We start from the raw sequence: 15,417 nt of genomic DNA on the forward strand, positions 1-15,417 counted from the left end.
CGTCGGTTCGAGCCATAGTTCGATGCAGTCGTCCGAAGACCAGACGATTCAGCGGGGTTCCAGCATCAATGCAGGCGAAACCACGAAACTGATCGCGACAGGCAACGGCACGCCGAAGGACGGCAACATCACGATCGCAGGCTCGACCGTGAACGCGGCCAACGTGGCGTTGATCGCGAACAATCAGGTCAATCTCGTCAACACAACCGATACGGACAAGACGCAAAGCTCGAATTCGTCGTCGGGATCGAGCGTTGGCGTGTCGATCGGCACGAATGGCATCGGCGTGTCCGCGTCGATGCAGCGCGCACACGGCGACGGCAATTCGGATGCGGCGATCCAGAACAACACGCACATCAACGCCAGCCAGACCGCGACCATCGTGAGCGGCGGCGATACGAACGTGATCGGCGCGAACGTGAACGCGAACAAGGTCGTGGCCGACGTGGGCGGCAACCTGGACGTGGCGAGCGTCCAGGATACGACCGTGAGCGCCGCGCATCAGTCGAGCGCGGGCGGCGGCGTCACGATCAGCCAGGCGGGCGGCGTCGGCGGGAGTTTCAGTGCGCAGAACGGTCACGCGGACGGCAACTATGCGGGTGTGAACGAGCAGGCCGGCATCCAGGCCGGTGCGGGCGGGTTCGACGTGACCGTGAAGGGCAACACCGACCTGAAGGGCGCGTATATCGCCAGCACGGCCGATCCGTCGAAGAACAGTCTGACGACCGGCACGTTGACGACGAGCGACATCGAGAACCACTCGCACTACAGCGCGAACAGCGCGGGCTTTAGCGCGGGTGCATCGGTCGGGCCGAGCAACAAGGCAGTGGGCCCGTCGTCGGTATCGGGCTCGGGCGGCGTGACGCCGATGGTGTTCCAGAACGACAGCGGCGACCAGAGCGCGACGACGAAGAGCGCGGTGAGCGCCGGCACAATCAACATCACGAAGCCGGGTGAGCAGACGCAGGACGTCGCGAACCTGAACCGCGATACGACGAATCTGAACGGGACCGTTTCGAAGACGCCCGATGTGCAAAAGACGTTGTCGCAGCAGGCCGATACGATGAACGCGGCGCAGGCGGCCGGACAGACGATTTCGCAGGGGATTGGTCTGTACGCTGACAACAAGCGCGATGCGGCGCTGAAAGCAGCCCAAGCGGCATATGACAGCGGCGACCTCGCCGGCGCGCAAGCGGCGCTGAACGAGGCCAAGGGTTGGATGGAGGGTGGTGCGTCGCGCGCGGAATTGCAGATGGGCGGCGGTGCGCTGATCGGCGGGCTCGGCGGCGGCAGCGCGCTCACGGCGATTGGTGGCGCAGCGGGTGCCGGCATGTCGTCGCTGCTGGCGAACCAGGCGGAGAAGATCAGCAAGTCGGTGGGCGATACCACCGGCTCGTCGCTGGTCGGCAATATTGCTGCGAACGTCGCGGCAACGGTCGGTGGCGCACTGGTTGGCGGTAGCGCGGGCGCGGCGATGGCGTCGAATGTGCAGCTTTACAATGCAGGTAACGATTCGAACAATCAAACGTCAAACGACATTTTTGCATCGTTGTCGAAGAAGGTCGCTCAAGCCATCGTCATGACGGCAGATGGCAAGGCCGGTGTCTGGAACGGAATGGTCAACGTCGCGGGCGTGATCGTCAACCTTCCGAACGGTGGGCCGTTTGCCACGCCGGGCGATCCGGGCTATGTCTCGCTTGACGGGCTGAAGAAGCCGTACAAATCGGGGACGTCGGTTGGTCCTGACGCGGAGTTCTGGACACCTGTCCTGGCGACACTGGGTCTCGGTGGCAAAGCGGCAGCCGGAACCGGTGCGACAACAACATCGGTGGATGGGGTCACGGTTGGAAACGGTGCGCTCAAAACCGCCAGTGGAGACTTGAGCGCAGCCGGCAATGCGGCAAGAACCCAACCGTATGGCAATGGCGCAAGCGCGTCACCCTCGCCGGGTACGGCGACAGCGGGGAGTTCGGGAGCGAATGCGCAACTTCCAACGGCCAATGGTGGAGTTGCGACGGCCGGTACATCATCGGCCACAAACGTGGGCAAGGTTGTTATCGACGGCAAGATCGGCGGCCAACTTGAGGCTCGTGGATGGACGCAGTAAGAAGTGCAAGCAGTCGTAAATGAGGGACCTGTCGGAACGACGATGGATAATCGATCCGCGGGGAAGACCCCAGATGGGGTGCCGAGAAATGATTCCGCATCCGTGTACGGTTCTAAGAGTGGTTACGTTGTGGTCAACGACCGGACCGGCGAAGTTGTCCAGGTGAGCGGCAAAAACGATCCTGGTTGGATTCCCGATAGTCGAATTAAATGGAAGTGAGTCGCGATGAATATTGATCTCCAACGACGCTACGATTCGTCGGATGACTTTTTCTCACTCGGCGGAAGCGTTGTGATGAAGCTGTCTGCCGATGCAGCAATTGCGGTTTGTGAACGGGCGGGTCAGCACGGTTTGGTTGTTGCTCGGGTCGAGGGAGGTATTTGGCATTTCCCTGGATTTGAAGCGAGGCTCGATTGCATTTGGGATGGAGTCGATCCGCCCGTTGATGTTGGTGTTGCGGAACAAAACAATCTAGCCGCGGCTGAGTTCGTTCGTTCAGAGAGTCAAGAGCACGATGTCTTTGTTGTGACGGCCCCCCAGATGACGGGCTGGTAAAAGTGATTGTGAACGGGATTGAGTTCGCGGTGCCTATCAGAGTGACACCGGGTTCGCCGCCGTCGGTTCCTACCGCATATCCAATACGAGGTGCGAAATGAAGTGGGGTCATGCGCATGAAGTCGAGGGGCCCGAACAACTACTTTATTGGGTTCTGACATGGGTGGTCGCACAGTCAGTGCCCTTGGATCATTGGCTGACTCCTATATTGCAGCCTAATGGAGGGTTGGGAGGCGATCCGGGATGGGAAATCGATCATATCCCAGACACAGATCACCCTGGGAGGTACAAGGTGTGGGCTGATCCTGATGTGAGTGGAATTGAGCCACCTGAAAGAATTTTTGACGCCGAGGTGTTTCGAAATGCCTTGAAGGTGACGTTGTTAGCCTTTGGGGATGAATTCCCTGAAAGGGAGAGAGAGGCTCGCGATGTTATTGTGAGATTTGATTTGTGAATTTAAATTTCACCAATTTTAAGATTGCTGGTTATTGGTGTGGCGCTGATGGGGATAATCGAGCGTGGTTGGGGCGTAGTCTACGAAATGACGTTGCATACACCATCTTAGAGTTCATTTTCTTCATTAAATTGCGAGAAATTTTCAGGCCGCCGGCAGAATCCAGGATTAAATTAAAATGAGAATAACTAAACGGCTGGTGGCGCTGTCGATCACGGCCTTGGTATCTCTCGCTGCGCAAGCACAACAGGCTCCGTCTCCGAACGACCAGGCCGCTGCTGCCCGCGCCAATGCAGAGCAGAACCAGCAAGTGCAGCAACGTCGCGACGCGCAGCAGCGCGACGCCACGGTGCAAGCGTCGGGCGTGCGCTCGGACGTGCCGCGTCCGGAAGCCTACCCGGTCCTGCCGACCGAGACGCCGTGTTTCCGAATCGATCGTTTCGCGCTCGACGTGCCCGACTCGTTACCGGCCGCTTCAAAGGCGCAAGGCGCATCAGCCTTGCCGATGGATCGCTTCGCCTTTGCCCGCGAGTGGCTCGCACACTACGCTGGTCAGTGCGTCGGCAAGCAAGGCGTCGACATCATCGTCAAGGGACTGTCGCAAGCCATCCTCGCCCGCGGCTACATCACGACGCGCGTGCTCGTGCCCGAGCAGGATCTATCTGGCGGCACGTTGAGGCTGGCCCTGATTCCGGGCGTGATTCGCCATGTTCGTTTTGCCGATGAGAAGCTACGCGGCACGTGGAAGACCGCTTTCCCGACTCGCGACGGCGACGTGTTGAACCTGCGCGACATCGAACAAGGGCTTGAGCAGATGAAGCGCGTCTCAAGCCAGGATGTGTCGATGCGGATCGCACCGGGCGACATGCCTGGCGAAAGTGATGTCGTGCTCGACGTGAAGCGCGGCAAACCATGGACCGTTGTTGCATCTATCGACAACTCGGGCACACGCGCAACCGGCAAGCTGCAAGGCAATGTGTCGCTCGGCATAGACAACCCGCTGGGCCTGAACGACATCTTCAACGTCGGCTTCAACCAGGATCTGGAATTCGGAGACAAACGTTTCGGTTCGCACGGCTGGAACGCGTTCTACTCGATCCCTTGGGGATACTGGACCGGTACGCTATCGGCCTATACCAGCACGTACTTTCAACCGCTCGCGGCCGTGAACCAGACGTTCGTTGCCAGCGGCAACATGAAGACGGTCGACTTCAAGCTCAACCGCGTACTGACCCGCAGCCGGAACGATGTGTTCGGTGCTCAGGTTCGCCTGACGCGCCGCTTCGGCGACAGCTACATCGAAGGCACGACGATACCGTCGTCACACCAGAACGCCACCTTCCTTGAGTTCGGGCTGAACGACCGGCACTATTTCGGCTCGGCGCAGTTCGATGGCTCGCTTGCCTATCGTCAAGGGCTCGGCTGGCTCGGCTCGACCGACAGCATGTTCGCGGTGGACGGCGGGCCGACTTATCGATTCAAGATGGCCGTGCTCGATGCGAATCTGTCGATACCGTTCGTGATCGGTACGCAGCCGTTCAAATACGTGACGACCTTTCATGGCCAATACACGGGCAATACGGTTTCGTACCTCGATAGCATCACGATCGGTAGCCGTTATACCGTGCGAGGGTTTGACGGTGAAACGCTGCTGGCGGGATCGCGCGGGTTCTACTGGCGCAACGAGTTACAAGTTCCAGTCGCGCAGACCGGGCTGTCAGCCTATGCCGGTCTCGACTACGGTCGTGTATGGGGGCCGGAACCGATTGCCTTGGTTGGCACGCAGCTCGCTGGGGCAGTGATTGGCGTCAAGGGTAGTATCGCAACGCGGTTCGGCGGATATGGTTACGATCTATTTGCCGGCACGCCTGTCTACAAGCCCTCGGGTTTTCCGACCGCGCGTGTGACCCTCGGTTTCCAAGTGACTGCACAATTCTGAAGACAATGAGCCAAGGCACTTCTCCGACACGTACACGTCGCAAGCCCGATGTTGCATATGCCCGTCTGGTCGAGGTTGCCGCTGAACGGGGGCTTACGCTTCTGACGCTCGAATGGCGCGGGCTGAAGTCCTACTATGAATTCCGCTGCGCGTCGGGCCATGACGTCACTCGCATAGGCACGGTCGCGATGCGAGGCACGATAACTTGCCTCGAGTGCGAGCAAATGCGCGTGCAGGACCGCTTTCGGGAGCTACCGAGTGAACGCGGTCTTGTTTGTCATGAGGGAACCTACCTCGGTCAAACGGCGCGGCAACATTTCACCTGTCGTTCTGGACACGAATGGACTACCGAGGCGCGCAAGATTCTAGACGGCCATGGCTGTCCACGATGTGCCAAAAACGAGTTGGCTGCTGAGCTTCTCCATTCCGATGGCTTGGAACGTCTTCATGACGCGGCGACGGAGCGCGGCGGTCGTTGTCTCACTGACACGTATAATCATGGCGTCGAGGCCGTTCTTGCCGAGCGGCTTGAGGCGTTGCTCACAGTCGGTGAGTTGCCCGATCTCAAGCAGTTGCAGCATGAATTTGCGCCGAGCCAAGCGCAGTGTCCGGACGTGGCGGTCGGCATGTCGACGGCGGCGCTCTACGACAGGTTGATCGGCGAGGAGGTCGTGTCGTCGGGCTCCAGGCCCTTGAACTCGGCCCAGGGTGCCCGAAAACGAGCAAGTAACGCTTCGTTCATGATCAATTCGCTTTGAACTCTTGATGACATCATGGATGCAGACGCTTGTTCAGCTTTGCCTAAACACAGGGTGAACGTCGAAAGGTTGCGCAGTAATCGAGTGTGATGACAAGCCAGGTAGGACCGGGACTCGCTAAACCTGCATGCCGTGTAGAGCTTCGAGCTCGCCAGGAGAATGAGGTGCGAGTCAGCGTATTTCATAGGGGCCCGCAGCGGGCAGTATCGGCTGCAACAAGGCCGGGTATAGAGCTGCAGCCCATCCTGTCAAGTCTGACCACACGAAAACCGTTGCAAACGGGACGCGTTCATATTGAGTGGCAGCATGAACCGGCTCACCGACAGATTGGCGCTGATCGCCTTCGCGATCGTGATTACGGCGGTCGTATGGGCGTTGCTACATTACTCTGGCGAATGGTTTTTTCCAGTCGCGACGCTGACTGCTCTCACGCTGCTCGTGATCCAGAACCAGAAGCTCAAAAAGCGCCTCAAGGACCTCGGTGACGACGGCGGAAGCCGAAAATAGGGTGTAGAGTCAGTCGTCCGACGCTCTCGTCCAGATGGTGTGGTCGTCCGCGGAGATTATTCGCGCTTCGCTGCCCGTGCTCCGGGCGCACTCGTGGGGCGAACAACGAATGCATTTCGCCCCGCCAGCAGCCACGTCCCGCGTATGCCGAACAAGTGCGGCCCGCTGCGCGATGTAGTAAACGGACGCTCAGATCTTTTTCCAACCGAACGCACGTATTTCCGTCACCGATTGCGCAACAGATACGGCAGCTCGGATCTCTCCAGGCATGGGGACATCGATGACATGCCAGCGCTGAGTTGCCTCGACCGTCACGAAGCGAGCACTCGCTACACTACTTAACGAGCATTGAGCAACGTCAGCCGGCAAATCTTTCGATGCGCCGAGCAAGCTGTGCAAACGGGCCTGCTGTTGCGAATGGCCCGCATGTCGACGCGCTTCCGTGACATGATCCGGCATGGTCATGGTCCATACGCTCGATCTGGCGCCCTCTGGTAGCACGGCAGTAACGCCAGGTATCGGCATCGTAATGCCGATCCCCAGTGCGGTCGATGCAACGCCGATCACGATCCAGATGCCGCCGTATGCGATGTCCGCACATAGCGGTTCCGAGTCCGTCAGGAACCGGATGCCGGGATGGGTTGCCTGGCCATCGACGAGTTGCACGTCTCGCGGATCCATGTCCAGCAAGTTCGATGCGATCCAGCGCAGCACCACGCGTCCGGCGATGAATCGCTTGAGCAGTGCAGCATTTGGTCCCAGTCTCGCCCGTTCACGTTCGCTCTCGGAGAGCCAGCTTTCGCCTTTCTGCACTGTCACCGGAAGCCATCCGTAACGGAATCGCCAGAGATGCAGTTCGCCTGCGTGAGGTGGACGAAGTTCGGCCGGGTATTGCCGAGTCAGGCGCTGAGGATAAAAGGCGAATGTGTTGGCGTCGATCATCACGTCGGGTGAGCATTCGCGTATCACTTGATGCATCGGCGAGGGCGCCGACGAAGAGACTCGCGGGAGCATGCGATTTCCTCCTTCATGCACGATGATGCCTAGCGAGACGGTATGTCGCGCGAAGTCAATCGGTGCGTGATCAGCATCGGATCGCGTTCGATTGCCGCGTCGGAAAATGGCACCTGCAGCCAGCGCTTCGCGGCATACGCGCGCGTGCCGTCAGCGTAGTGCGGCGAATCGGAGTCGTCGGACTCGGAAGAGGCGAGCAGCGTCCGCGCGGAGACGCCATCGTCTGCGAACGATACGATCTGCAGATAGGTGTTGCCGAGCAATGTCCCGCTGGCGGGTGACGCGTGCGGATTCGGCTGACCGGACACGCAGGCCGCCGTGAAATAGCCGGCTGCATCGCACCCGCCGAACAGTGCGATGCGCTCGTTCTTGCGCTGCACGTACAGCGTTGCGTCGCGCGGCGCGTCAAGCGCGATACCCGCATTGCGCAGCACCGCGATGGCTTCGTGCAGCGCGGCGGCGAGCTGGGCAGGGGCGGCGGCGATGCCGGCAGGCGTCGCCAGCGGCCGGCTTGGATCGAACGGTACGGCATAAAGCTGTTCGGGCGGGATCAGCAGCAGGCGCCGCCACAGCGCGTCCCACAGAGCGGCACCGGCTGCATCGCTGGCGCCGGTGTCGTTCCATGCGGCGAGCACGGCGCATGCTTCGCGAAGCTCGTCGGGCGATGCTTCGGCCGGTCGCGTGTTACCGCACAGGCGATCGAGGACAGGCTTCTTGTAGAGTCGAGCCGACATTGACGTGCTGTCGAGCGCGGCACTGCCCAGCGCGTTGGCCGACACGCCCTCCGGGTCGGCCTGAAGGCGCATGGCGATCGCGTGGCCGAGGCGTGTGCGCAATGATTGCGGCACATCCGTCTGGCCGACGATCCGGGCATAGCCCGTCAGGGGCGTCGCTGGGTTGGCGAGCCAGTAACTGCCGTTGAAGTTGCCGACATAATCGCGCCGTAGCAGGCTCGGCATCTGTTCGGCCGGGAGCGCCCCGGCTTGAACTGAACGCGTGTCGACTTGCCAATTGCACGCGGTGTTCGAGCCGTCAAGCACCGGCACGCCCGGCATCACATGCGCGATCGCCACGCCGGTCGACGGCGTGCAACGTTGGATGAGCGCGTCCGGCGCATCGGGAACCGCGCCGATGTCCGCATACCACGCGCGCGGATCGCCACGTCCGATCGCGAGCGTATTCACCCAAGGTACAGCCGCGTTCTTCCGCTGGATGCGAATGAAATCGTCAAGCGAGCTTGCCTGGTCCCATTCGAGGAAGTTTTCGAACACGCGGAAATTGTCGGCGTTGACGTCGCGTATCGCGAAGGCCTGCTGCGTGTTCCAGGCGAGCGCGGGCGACATTGAACCGAGATTGACGAGCGGACCGAATCTCGAACGGTACAGCGTGCGCGAGACCGTCTGAAGCGAGCCGTCTGCGGCACGCACGGCGACCTGGATGCGGGTCGCCGTCATCGCCTCGACGCGGCCGTCGTAGACATACGTGGTCGGCGAGCCCGGCGCGAGCTTCAGTCTGAACAGGCCGAAACGCTTTGCGGTCGACACCGTATGCGTCCACGCAACGTTTCGGTTGAAGCCGATGACGATCAGAGGGACGCCGAGAAAGGACACGCCGCTCACGTCAAGTTTGCCGGGAATCGTCAACTGCGCCTGGTAGAAGCGGTCGGGTCCGGTCCAGAACCAGTGCGGATTGCCGAGCAGCAGTGCACTGCTGTTCCGGGTGGCATCGGCGCCGAATGCGAGGGCGTTGCTGCCGATTCCGGCGTGTCCGCCGACGTAGGGCAGTGGTGCATCGCTGGCGAGGGCGCCGGCCGGCCGGTTGCCGCGCAGGGGGCGGGCGCCCAGCGTAGCGGCTGCCGGGGCCGTTGGCGCTACTGCCGTCGCGATCGCGCTGGCAAAGCGGGCTTCTCCACCCGCCAGATTCGCCGCATACAGGCGCCGATACACATCTGCGCTGGTGATTCTGCCCACCCAGGGCGCTGAGCGGCATGCGCCATGCGCCGCAGGCACGGCGGCGTGGGCAAGATCGTCGAGATAGCGGTTGTAGCCTTCGGCAAATCCGTCGATCAGCGCGCGCATGTCGCGGGTCTGCGCGCGCCGGTAGCGCGCGACGGCCGCATCGTCGTCGACGAAACGGAAGAAGAAATCCGCATCGAGATTGTCCGGTTGCCCGAAGGTTGCCTGGTCGCTGGGACGGGCATTGGCGCCAAAATAGCGCGAGCGTTCGCCGCGATACGTGACGAAGCTCTCGGCCATCGTGCACAGATTGTCCTGTGCCTGCACGTAGCCGTAGCCGTAGCCGAGGCTGCCCCAATCGTCGGCCTTCAGGTGCGGAATGCCGAGGGCGGTACGGCGAATCTGCACCTGATAACGGGTGTCGGAGACAGGGTGCTCGCCGCCCGGATGGACGCAGCTTTGCAATCCGAGCGCGAGGGGCACACATGCGAACCAGCGAAGAAAATGATTGCGGCGTGACGGTAGTTTCGACGGCATGAGATTCTTTACGGTCGGGGTAACGTGCCGATGAGGCGGAAGATCGTCAGGACACGCGTGCGGCCGCAGGCGCGGCAGGTTCGACGCGCTGCAGCCGGACTTCCTCGACGATGCGACCTTCGTCGAGACGGATGTAGCGATCGGCGGCGCCGAAATAGCGGTCGTCGTGGGAGATCACGATCAGCGTTTTGCCCTGGCGTTTCAGGTCCGGCAGGATCTCTGTGTAGAAAATGCGCCGGAACGTCGGGTCCTGGTCGGCCGCCCATTCGTCGAGCACCATCACGGGGCGGCGTTCGAGATAGGCGTGCACCAGCGCGAGCCGTTTACGCTGGCCCGTCGACAGATCCGTGGTGGAGAATGCGCCGTCGCGGATGGCGACTTTGTGAGCGATTCCGAGGCGCTCCAGATAGCGTTGCGCCTCGGCGGTGATGTCGGCTTCGCCGGGCAGCAGCGTGTCGAACAGATAGTAGTCCGAGAACACAGCCGAGAACAGCTGGCGATACGCGTCAAGTTGCTCGTCGCCCACGGGTTTTCCGTCGAGCCGCAATTGCCCGGCGTCGGGCCGGTAAAGACCGAGCAGCAGCTTGATCAGCGTTGTCTTGCCGCAGCCGTTCTCGCCGACGATGAAGAGCGTTTCGCCGCGCTCGATCGTCAGGCTGAGCGGCCCGAGCTCGAATCCGCCGCCGCCATGAACCGGTGTGTCGCGCTCGTCTTGCGGCTGTGCGAAGCGGTAATGGGCATCGGTGAGCGAGAGGGTGCCGAATGCACCGTTGCGCAGCGCGGTATCGGCCGCCGGGTTGCCATCGACGAGCGACGGTTCGCGGGTCGAGAAGCGGGCAGACAAGTCCGTGATGCGCTGGAACGCGACCTGCGCGCGTCCGATCGACGGCAGGGCCGCGACGATCTCCTGGATTGGCCCTTTCATGTACAGCAGTACCAGCACGAAGCCGGTCACGACCGCCCGGTCGGCGTCGGGCGACCAGCGCTGCAGGGCGAGCATCAGGCCGACGACGAAGAAGAACAGCAGCGAGCCGAACGCGTTCGCACTGACGAATACGTTGGCGGCGCGAACCCGCAGACGGCTGATCGCGTCGATCGTGCCCGACAGTTCGTGTCCGTACACGAAGCGGCGGCGCGGGCTGTTCAGGCGCAACTCCTTCGCGCCGTCCGTGATCGAGCGATAGTGCTTCTGCAAGCGGTCTTCCGCATCGCGCGCCGCGCCGAAGCGGCGGATGCCGACGCGTCGGGCCAGTGCCTGCACGATCGAGCCGAACGCGATCGCGACCAGCGCGACGAGCAGCATCGTGGGCGACAGGAAGAACAGGTAGCCGAGGCATCCGATAATCGTCGCGGTCGCGATCGCCAGGCTGGAGAACAGGAAGGCGAAAGCACTGATCGTGTCGATGTCCTGGTTCAACGCGGTGACGAGCCGATGCGTGCGGAACTGTTCGATCTGGCTGACCGGCGCGGCGATGATCTTCTCGCACAGATCCCGGCGTAGTGCCGCAATCACGCGCTGGCCGACGAGGTTGTTGCCGATGTCCGAGACGATCTCGCCGACGAGCGCGAGCGCGCACAGACCGGTGAAGCCCCACAGCAGCGCGGGCAGGGAGGCGGTGTCGTCGTGCAGCGAACGGTTGGTGACGGCAAGCAGCGCTGCGGTCGCGATGCCGCTCGCCGTGCCCATGGTGGTGGCGAGCGCGCTGATTGGCCAGAGTCGTTTGAGCAGTCCGAAAAGTTCTGCAAGCATCGAATGTTCCTCGTTTCTCTCGGGTTCCGGATTTAGCGGCGCCGGCTGAGCAGCCACATCAGATAAGGGGCGCCGATCAGCGTCGCGACGAGGCCGGCGGGCAACTCGCGCGGCATCAGCAGCGCGCGGCCCAGCCAGTCGGAAACGACGACGATCAACATGCCGATCAGCGCGGCCAGCAGCGCCTGCTGGCCCGGCCGGCGCGCACCCAGCAGGCGCGCGAAGTGAGGCGCAGTCAGGCCGACGAACGACAGCGGCCCGACGACCAGCGTGGCGGCGGCGGTCAGCAGGGCGACGAGCATCAGCAGCACGAAGCGGGCGCCGCGCGTGGCGACGCCAAGCGCGCGCGCCGACGCGTCGCCGAGCGGCAGGATCTGCAGCCAGCGATCGCACAGCGGCGCCAGCGCGCACAACGCGATGGTCAGTGCGGCGGCGTGCATCGCGTCGCCGGGCGTGATCGTATAGGTCGAGCCGGCCAGCCATTGCAGCAGCGCGGTCGCGCGCTCGCCGCCGCTCGCGATCGCGACGGCGACGACTGCCTGGAACAGTGCGCCGATGGCGATGCCGGCGAGCAGCACGCGGTCGGGCGCAAACCGCGAGCGCTGCGAAAACCACAGGATCGAGAGCAGGGCGGTCAACGCGCCGGCTGCCGTCGCGGCGATGCGCGCGGCGTGCCCGGTGTCGTAGCCGCCGACCACGAGCACGATCAGGCCGAGCGCCGCGCCGCCGCTCACGCCGAGCACGTCGGGGCTCGCGAGCGGGTTGCCGGTCAGGCGCTGCATCAGCGTGCCGGCGACCGCGAGCATCGCACCGGCCGCCGCCGCGGCGACGGCGCGCGGCACGCGCCAGACGGCGACGCGGGACAGTTCGGCAAGCGCACTGAAATGCCAGCCGTACGCGTCGCGACCGAAGTCCAGCGCCAGCACGCCTGCCGCGATCGTCAGCAGCACGAGCCCGAGCGCGCGTCGGCGCAGCGTCGAGGCGTCGACGATGCGAGCGCGGCTCGCATCCGTGTTGCGAGCGGGTAGCCGTGTGGCGCGATGAAGGCGGGCGAGAAGCAGCAGCATCAGTGGTGCGCCGAACAGCGCCGTCGCCGCGCCGGTCGGAATCAGGTCGCCCATGACGCCGGAAAGCTGCTGCACGGCCTGATCCGCGAGCCAGAGCAGCAGCGCGCCATAAAGCGGCGCGATCACCAGGCGCTTCGGCAGGCGCCGTGCCCCGGACATCTGCGCGAGCGCGGGCGCCGCGAGGCCGACGAAGCCGATCACGCCGACAGCGCCCACGACCGCCGCGCTCAGCGCCACCGCCAGCGCGAGCGCCGCCAGCCGCATGCGCTGCAGCGGCAGGCCGAGGCCGCGCGCGTTGGCGTCGTCGAGCCCGAACAGCGTCATGGGCTTCAGCAGCAGGAACGCGAACAGGCCGCCGATCGCGAGACGCGACGCGAGCAGTGCCACGTTGCTCCAGTCCTGCTGGACGAGCGAACCGCCGCCCCAGATGAACAAGCCGCGCAGGTAGGGCGCGTAGAACAGTTGCAACGCGACGCCGATCGAACCGCAATACAGCGTGACCACGAGCCCCGCGACCGCGACGCCGGCTGGTGCGAGGCCGCTGCGCCAGGACAGGCCGAACACGATCAGCGCGGCGAGCAGCGCGCCGCCGAAGGCGATCCATTGCGATGCATCGAGCAGAACGGGCGCCCACAGCGTCGCCACGGTCAGCGCGAGCTGCGCGCCGGCGGACACGCCGAGGGTCATCGGCTCGGCGAGCGGATTGCGCAGGACCTGCTGGAAGACCGTGCCGGCGAGCCCCAGCACGGCGCCGCACAGCCAGCTCACGAGCAGGCGCGGCAACCAGCTGTCGTGAACGACGATCTGGTGAAGGTCGCGCGCATCCGGCGACCACAGCGCGCGCCACCAGAGCGCGGGCGGCAGCAGGGCCGACAGGCTGACGATGCTGAGCGCGACGGCGATCGTCAGTGCGATCGCCGTGCACAGCGGCGGCAGCCACGAACCCGATGGAATGCGCGAGGCGCGCAGGCTGGCGATGTTCATGTCCTGCTCCGCGCGTCCGGCGTGCCTGCCTGCTTGAACGACGCAGTCAGCAGGCGGGAGAAGCGGGCGGCCGACGGCAGCATGCCGAAGCCCCAGAACGGCGGCAGCGGCGCGACGCGTCCGGCGCGGACCGCGGGCAGCGCGCGCCACAGCCGATTCGCCGCGAGCGTGCGCGCGACGCCGGCGGGCAGCGGATCGAAGAACAGCACGTTCGCGTCGGGCGTGGCGGCGAGCTGCTCGATGCCGGCCACGCCGATGCCCCAGTAGTCGGTCGGGCCGCGCCACGCGTTGGCGACGCCGAGTGCGTCCATCACGTCTTGGAACAGGCTGCGCGCGCCGTAGATGCCGATATGACGACCGTCGAAGAAACGTATCAGGTAGAGCGGCCGCGACGCATCGCGCGGCCGCATCGCGCGCCGGTACGCGGCGATGCGCGCGCTGTCCTGTGCGATCGTGCGCGCGGTCGCGTCGACCAGCGCCTGTCCGGCGCTCGCGCGGTCGCACAGTGCGGCCAGTTGCAGCGTGACGTTTTCCGAATGGCGGTACGGCGCGCCGGCATCCGTATACACCGCGAAAGCGCGCACCGGCGCGATGCGTTCGAGCATCGCGCGCTGCGATTCCTGGCTCGAATTGATCAGGATCAGGTCGGGCGCGAGCTGCTGGAGCAGTTCGAGGCTCGGCGCGAGGCGCAGTCCGACGTCGGGTACATGGGCGGGCACGCGCGGCGTGACCACACTGTCGTTGTACGCGCCGATCTCGGCGACGCCGGCGGGTATGACGCCCAGTGCAAGCAGCGTCTCCACGAGCCCCCAGTCGAGCACGACGAGCCGGGGCGCGCGGGCCGGCGCCGCGGCTCGCGTCGCCGGCAGTCCGGTGGCGAACAGCGACGCGAGCATCGCGGATTGCAGGAAGGGGCGACGCCGCATGTCAGCGCGCCACGCCGAGCCGGCTGCCGCTATGCGGGTGCACGACGATGTCCATCGGAAGACCGTAGATCGATTCGAGCACGTCGCCCCGCATCAGCTCGGCGGGCGTGCCGCTCGTGAGCAGCCGGCCGCTGTGCAGCGCGACGAGTTCGTCGCAGAAGCGGGCGGCCAGATTGATGTCGTGCAGCACGATGACGACGGTCAGGCGTTGGCGGTCGGTCAGCTCGCGCAGCAGCCGCAGCACCTCGATCTGATGTGCGATGTCGAGTGCCGACGTCGGTTCGTCGAGCAGCAGGCACGACGCGCATTGCGCGACCAGCATCGCGAGCCAGACGCGCTGGCGCTCGCCGCCCGACAGGTGATCGGCGAGCGTGTCGGTGAAACGCAGCGTGTCGGTGACGCGCATTGCTTCGTCGATCCTCGCATGATCGTCTGCGCGCAGGCGGCCGAGCGGACCGCGCCACGGATAGCGGCCGAGCGCCACCAGCTCACGCGCCGTCATGCCGGTGTCGAGCGGCGGATTCTGCGGCAGGTAGGCGACCTGCCGCGCGAAGTCGCGCGCTGCCCACGTGGCGAGGTCGGCGCCGTGCAATTGCAGCGAGCCGCCCGACGGCCGTTGCTGGCGGGCGAGCAGCTTGAGCAGCGTGCTCTTGCCCGAGCCGTTGTGACCGATCAGCGCGATCATCCGCCCAGTGGGCAGCGACAGGTCGAGCGGCTGCAACAGGACCCGGCCGTCGGCTCTGAACGATACGCCGTCGAGCCGATACAGCGCAGGCGCGGCCGCGCAACCGGCCGGCGTCGCATGCTCGGCCGGTTGTCGTTCGCATGACTGCCGGATCATGTCGGTCAGCACGTTCATCCCTC

General features: G+C 64.2%; 13 protein-coding genes. 7 read left to right on the forward strand and 6 right to left on the reverse strand.

The features are described 5' to 3' along the window. The 7 genes from WS69_RS29020 to WS69_RS29035 all read left to right on the forward strand — a co-directional run. The coding region (locus WS69_RS29020; RefSeq protein WP_442854930.1) for a hemagglutinin repeat-containing protein at positions 1-2,107 on the forward strand (2,107 nt) is incomplete at its 5' end. Between the two features lie 3 nt (positions 2,108-2,110). Continuing rightward, complete coding sequence (locus tag WS69_RS35200) at positions 2,111-2,326, forward strand: colicin E5-related ribonuclease (RefSeq protein WP_269434763.1); 216 nt, start codon at positions 2,111-2,113, stop codon at positions 2,324-2,326. A gap of 6 nt (positions 2,327-2,332) precedes the next feature. After that, on the forward strand, positions 2,333-2,662 hold the full coding sequence (gene cdiI, locus WS69_RS32725) for a toxin-immunity protein system imunity protein CdiI (protein WP_082716589.1): 330 nt from the start codon (positions 2,333-2,335) through the stop codon (positions 2,660-2,662). Positions 2,663-2,759: 97 nt separating this feature from the next. After that, positions 2,760-3,116, forward strand: coding sequence for a hypothetical protein (locus tag WS69_RS33930; protein ID WP_156438456.1), 357 nt, complete (start codon positions 2,760-2,762; stop codon positions 3,114-3,116). Positions 3,117-3,294: 178 nt separating this feature from the next. Continuing rightward, positions 3,295-5,055: a ShlB/FhaC/HecB family hemolysin secretion/activation protein gene (locus WS69_RS29025; protein WP_059474090.1), complete on the forward strand. Its 1,761-nt coding sequence runs from the start codon at positions 3,295-3,297 to the stop codon at positions 5,053-5,055. Between the two features lie 5 nt (positions 5,056-5,060). Beyond that, a complete protein-coding gene (locus WS69_RS35585; RefSeq protein ID WP_197419329.1) occupies positions 5,061-5,813 on the forward strand; it encodes a hypothetical protein in 753 nt (250 codons plus the stop codon). 306 nt (positions 5,814-6,119) lie between these two features. Then, the gene (locus WS69_RS29035) at positions 6,120-6,320 is read left to right on the forward strand and encodes a hypothetical protein (protein ID WP_059474092.1); all 201 of its coding nucleotides are present in this window, start codon (positions 6,120-6,122) and stop codon (positions 6,318-6,320) included. A 189-nt stretch (positions 6,321-6,509) separates the two neighbouring features. Here WS69_RS29035 and WS69_RS29040 read toward each other — a convergent pair whose 3' ends face one another. The 6 genes from WS69_RS29040 to WS69_RS29065 all read right to left on the reverse strand — a co-directional run bounded on the left by WS69_RS29040 (position 6,510) and on the right by WS69_RS29065 (position 15,412). Then, positions 6,510-7,298, reverse strand: coding sequence for a hypothetical protein (locus WS69_RS29040; protein ID WP_156438458.1), 789 nt, complete (start codon positions 7,296-7,298; stop codon positions 6,510-6,512). A gap of 65 nt (positions 7,299-7,363) precedes the next feature. Next, positions 7,364-9,826, reverse strand: a complete 2,463-nt coding sequence (locus WS69_RS29045; RefSeq protein WP_059474094.1) for a penicillin acylase family protein — start codon at positions 9,824-9,826, stop codon at positions 7,364-7,366. Positions 9,827-9,872: 46 nt separating this feature from the next. Further along, complete coding sequence (locus WS69_RS29050) at positions 9,873-11,633, reverse strand: cyclic peptide export ABC transporter (protein WP_231747252.1); 1,761 nt, start codon at positions 11,631-11,633, stop codon at positions 9,873-9,875. Beyond that, the gene (gene fhuB, locus WS69_RS29055) at positions 11,609-13,627 is read right to left on the reverse strand and encodes a Fe(3+)-hydroxamate ABC transporter permease FhuB (protein WP_082716591.1); all 2,019 of its coding nucleotides are present in this window, start codon (positions 13,625-13,627) and stop codon (positions 11,609-11,611) included. The genes WS69_RS29050 and fhuB overlap by 25 nt, the downstream gene beginning before the upstream one ends. Beyond that, positions 13,624-14,553 carry an ABC transporter substrate-binding protein gene (locus tag WS69_RS29060; RefSeq protein ID WP_059474096.1) on the reverse strand — a complete coding sequence of 310 codons (930 nt, stop codon included), beginning with the start codon at positions 14,551-14,553 and terminating at the stop codon, positions 13,624-13,626. Before WS69_RS29060 ends, fhuB begins: the two co-directional genes overlap by 4 nt. A 1-nt stretch (position 14,554) precedes the next feature. Then, positions 14,555-15,412: an ABC transporter ATP-binding protein gene (locus WS69_RS29065; RefSeq protein ID WP_197419330.1), complete on the reverse strand. Its 858-nt coding sequence runs from the start codon at positions 15,410-15,412 to the stop codon at positions 14,555-14,557. Positions 15,413-15,417: the final 5 nt, after the last annotated feature.

It is taken from the genome of Burkholderia sp. BDU5, from assembly GCF_001522845.1.
In the GTDB taxonomy this organism is placed as follows: Bacteria; Pseudomonadota; Gammaproteobacteria; order Burkholderiales; family Burkholderiaceae; genus Burkholderia; species Burkholderia mayonis.

Bases quoted from the DNA above. Each gene is read 5' to 3' on its own strand.
- WS69_RS35585 (WP_197419329.1), top strand. From the start codon at position 5,061: ATGAGCCAAGGCACTTCTCCGACACGTACACGTCGCAAGCCCGATGTT.
- WS69_RS29025 (WP_059474090.1), top strand. From the start codon at position 3,295: ATGAGAATAACTAAACGGCTGGTGGCGCTGTCGATCACGGCCTTGGTA.
- WS69_RS29035 (WP_059474092.1), top strand. From the start codon at position 6,120: ATGAACCGGCTCACCGACAGATTGGCGCTGATCGCCTTCGCGATCGTG.
- WS69_RS29040 (WP_156438458.1), bottom strand. From the start codon at position 7,298: ATGCATCAAGTGATACGCGAATGCTCACCCGACGTGATGATCGACGCC.
- WS69_RS33930 (WP_156438456.1), top strand. From the start codon at position 2,760: ATGAAGTGGGGTCATGCGCATGAAGTCGAGGGGCCCGAACAACTACTT.
- fhuB (WP_082716591.1), bottom strand. From the start codon at position 13,627: ATGAACATCGCCAGCCTGCGCGCCTCGCGCATTCCATCGGGTTCGTGG.
- cdiI (WP_082716589.1), top strand. From the start codon at position 2,333: ATGAATATTGATCTCCAACGACGCTACGATTCGTCGGATGACTTTTTC.
- WS69_RS29060 (WP_059474096.1), bottom strand. From the start codon at position 14,553: ATGCGGCGTCGCCCCTTCCTGCAATCCGCGATGCTCGCGTCGCTGTTC.
- WS69_RS29065 (WP_197419330.1), bottom strand. From the start codon at position 15,412: ATGAACGTGCTGACCGACATGATCCGGCAGTCATGCGAACGACAACCG.
- WS69_RS29045 (WP_059474094.1), bottom strand. From the start codon at position 9,826: ATGCCGTCGAAACTACCGTCACGCCGCAATCATTTTCTTCGCTGGTTC.